2 protein-coding genes and 3 pseudogenes are annotated in these 2,858 nt (G+C 61.3%); all 5 read left to right on the top strand.

Features of this window, described 5'->3' with window-relative positions:
* A pseudogene (locus EOA85_RS31650) lies at window positions 1-424 on the top strand (VOC family protein); the annotation flags it as partial.
* Window positions 421-1,260, top strand: a complete 840-nt coding sequence (gene kdsA, locus EOA85_RS31645) for a 3-deoxy-8-phosphooctulonate synthase (RefSeq protein WP_127212352.1) — start codon at window positions 421-423, stop codon at window positions 1,258-1,260. The pseudogene EOA85_RS31650 and the gene kdsA, both read left to right, overlap by 4 nt.
* 93 nt (window positions 1,261-1,353) lie before the next feature.
* Window positions 1,354-1,556 (top strand): annotated as a pseudogene (locus EOA85_RS31640) (dodecin family protein).
* Window positions 1,557-1,640: 84 nt separating this feature from the next.
* Window positions 1,641-2,006: a PRC-barrel domain-containing protein gene (locus EOA85_RS31635; RefSeq protein ID WP_029352317.1), complete on the top strand. Its 366-nt coding sequence runs from the start codon at window positions 1,641-1,643 to the stop codon at window positions 2,004-2,006.
* A gap of 400 nt (window positions 2,007-2,406) precedes the next feature.
* Window positions 2,407-2,858: pseudogene (gene eno, locus EOA85_RS31630) on the top strand (phosphopyruvate hydratase); the annotation flags it as partial.

Raw genomic sequence — 2,858 nt, 5'->3', positions numbered from 1 at the left:
GTTCGCCTGTGAGCGGATCAATGCGCCGAAAGTAGACCGCACCGCGTTGCAGATCCACCCCAATGGCGCAACCGGCATCATCGAAGTCGTGGCGGTCAGCAACGAGCCACCCAAACAGCACCGATTGATTTCGATCGCGACGCGCAGTCCGGCGACCGGACAGGGGAGCAACACTGCGTTTGGCCTGCCGAACGCAACCTTGGCCCTGCTTGACCCCGTCGCTTTCGAGACGCGCTTCGGCATACCTGCCGGCGCGCCATCGGAACTCCGCTTTGCGGGGATCGTCTTTTCGGTTCGTTTCGCTGACACGGTCGCCAAGCTGCTTGCAGCCAGTTCCGTCAAACACGAAATACGCGGCGATGATATTGTCGTCCGGCCGGCATCCGGGCAGGGTGCGGCCTTCATTTTCCGGGAGAAAGCATGAGCAAGCCCAATTCGTCCGTAACCGTCGGCAACGTCGTCTTCGGCAACACCGCGCCGCTGTCGCTGATTGCCGGCCCGTGCCAGCTTGAATCGCGCCAGCACGCCTTCGACATGGCTGGCGCACTGAAGGAGCTGAGCGGGAAGCTAGGGCTGGGCCTCGTCTACAAGACCAGTTACGACAAGGCCAACCGCACCTCGCTTGGCGGCACGCGCGGCGCCGGGCTCGACGCGGCGCTGCCCGTCTTCGACGATTTGCGCAAGGCGTTTTCGCTGCCGATCCTGACCGATATCCACACCGAGGAACAGTGCGCGCTTGTGGCGCCGCACGTCGATATCCTGCAGATCCCGGCTTTCCTCAGCCGCCAGACCGATCTGCTGATCGCGGCGGCAAGAACCGGCAAGGTCGTCAACGTGAAGAAGGGCCAGTTCCTCGCACCGTGGGACATGAAGAACGTTGTCGCCAAGATCACCGGTTCCGGAAACGCCAACGTGCTGGTCACCGAGCGCGGCGTGTCTTTCGGCTACAACACGCTGGTGTCCGATATGCGCGCCCTGCCGATCATGGCCGAGATCGGCGCGCCGGTGATTTTCGACGCCACGCATTCGGTGCAGCAGCCGGGCGGGCAGGGCGGCTCCTCGGGTGGCGATCGGCGCTTCGTCGAGACGCTGGCGCGCGCTGCGGTTGCGGTCGGTGTCGCCGGCGTCTTCATCGAGACGCATCAGGATCCCGACAATGCCCCCTCCGATGGTCCCAACATGGTGCCGCTGAAGGACCTTCGGGCGCTGCTTGAAAGGCTGATGGCATTCGATCGCGTGGCCAAGGGCCGAGCAGTTTAGGGCTCCGGCCCTAAGTCCCGACCCCTAAACATGTAGTCAACACGTGCGGGTTGTACGCTGCCCAGGCAACCCGAGTGCCTGGAGGAGGAAGCCATGTCCGTCGCCCGCGTCACCGAAATCACATCATCGTCGAATAAGAGCTTTCAGGACGCCATCGAAGTGGGGATTGCGCGCGCCGCAAAACCCTAAAGAACGTCGAAGGCGCCTGGATCCAGGATCAGAAAGTCGTCGTCGAGGACGGCAAGATCTCCGCCTACCGCGTCAACATGAAGGTTACCTTTATCCTCGCTGAGTGATCATGCCGCATGGATAAAAGTCGGGAACCTTCGCAGCCCTCTCCTCATTATCCAACCTGAAGTGAACGACAAGAGGAGCACACCATGACAACCCAGACAGGACACACCGAAGCCATCGCCGCTTCGCGGGTTATCGGCACATCGGTTTATAACACGGAAGGCACGCACATCGGCGACATCGAGGATGTCATGCTCGACAAGTTGTCGAACGGAATCATGTTTGCCGTGATCGGCTTTGGCGGATTTCTTGGCATCGGCGAGAAGTACCACGCCATTCCGTGGGCGAGCCTCGACTATGACGAGGACAAGGGCGGCTACGTCGTGCCGTTCACGAAGGAGCAACTGAAGGCGGCTCCCGCCTATTCGATCAACGAATTGACGGGGGCTGACGGCGAGGCCGCGCGTGATGCTTCATACAGTTACTACAAGGTCGAGCCTTATTGGCATTGACCTTGCTCTACCGGAATCAAAAAGGCCCCCGGCTGGACCGGGGGCCTTTTTGCAATATCTACTCCGCCGCAAGGGTCGACAACTCTACCGCGCCCTGTTGAGGCTGCTGAGTGTCACACGACGTCAAAAACGCCGCCGCGATCAGGAACAAACTCACAATACCGCTCAACTGAGACATGGCGAAACTCCTCCTGTTTCGCCCCGCGCAGCGCGAGCATAAACCAGAAAGCCGCATGCCGCCAAGACTTATGACTGAGATGACTTATGATGACAGCAATTTGTGCTTCGTGAATCGATGTGGCGGAGGTGGCGGCAATATTTGCGGACGCCCCGATTGCGTTTTGCAGCACTTTGGCTAAGACGTGCCCGACGCTTCGTCAGATCAATCGGGGACATCGCAATGACTGCCATCATCGACATTGTCGGGCGTGAAATCCTGGACAGCCGCGGAAACCCGACCGTTGAGGTCGACGTCGTCCTCGAAGATGGCTCGATGGGCCGCGCTGCGGTGCCCTCCGGCGCCTCGACCGGCGCGCATGAGGCCGTCGAACTGCGCGACGGCGGCGCCCGCTACCTCGGCAAGGGGGTCCTGCGGGCGGTAGAGACCGTCAATGGCGAGCTGTTCGAGGCGATCGGCGGTATGGAAGCCGAGAACCAGATCCACATCGACCAGACCATGATCGAACTCGACGGCACGCCCAACAAGAGCCGGCTCGGCGCCAACGCTATCCTCGGCGTCTCGCTGGCTGTGGCCAAGGCTGCGGCGGAAGCGGCCGGCCTGCCACTCTACCGCTATGTCGGCGGCACCAAGGCGCACGTGCTTCCGGTGCCGATGATGAACATCATCAACGG

Origin of the sequence: Mesorhizobium sp. M5C.F.Ca.IN.020.29.1.1 (genome assembly GCF_003997375.1) — a bacterium.
GTDB classification, from domain to species: Bacteria; Pseudomonadota; Alphaproteobacteria; order Rhizobiales; family Rhizobiaceae; genus Mesorhizobium; species Mesorhizobium wenxiniae.
Note: the sequence above shows the minus strand (reverse complement) of the source record. Positions and strands in the feature narration are given on the sequence as shown.

Coding starts and splice junctions, on each gene's coding strand:
- kdsA (WP_127212352.1), top strand. CDS start 421: ATGAGCAAGCCCAATTCGTCCGTAACCGTCGGCAACGTCGTCTTCGGC.
- EOA85_RS31635 (WP_029352317.1), top strand. CDS start 1,641: ATGACAACCCAGACAGGACACACCGAAGCCATCGCCGCTTCGCGGGTT.